The 392-nt window shown below is 54.8% G+C and carries 1 protein-coding gene; it reads right to left on the reverse strand.

All coding sequences use genetic code 11. The features are described 5' to 3' along the window. Nucleotides 1-281: helix-turn-helix domain-containing protein (locus JIN85_RS21005; RefSeq protein WP_200274535.1), on the reverse strand; the 281-nt coding region annotated here is incomplete at its 3' end. Between the last annotated feature and the right edge of the window lie 111 nt (nucleotides 282-392).

Here is a 392-nt window from a genome sequence, read left to right on the forward strand (position 1 = left end):
TTGACCGCAGTCCAATGAAGCTGGTCTGCCGTTGACGGATCATCGATCAAGGGCAGGATTTCGGATTTCACAAGGGAAGGCGGCAGTTTGCGGGGACGTCCGGCACAGGGGCGGTAAATCAGGCCGTCGATGCCTTGCGAGTTGAAGCGGCAAATCCACAACCTCAGGCAACGTTCGCTGCGTCTGGAATTGCGCAGGACATGCTCAAAGCTCACGCCAATGAGCAGGAGGTGGATGGCGGTGAGTCGTCGATAGGACTTGCCATCAGGGTTGCATTCCATGGCCAGTTCCAACTCATGGATGGGACAGGTTTCAGGGTTGGGAAGCTGACGGGGACGGCAGATGAGGAAAGCTAATAGGCTTCAAATAGTCGTACCAGCTTTTTATGAGAT

The organism is Luteolibacter pohnpeiensis (assembly GCF_016595435.1).
GTDB classification, from domain to species: Bacteria; Verrucomicrobiota; Verrucomicrobiia; order Verrucomicrobiales; family Akkermansiaceae; genus Luteolibacter; species Luteolibacter pohnpeiensis.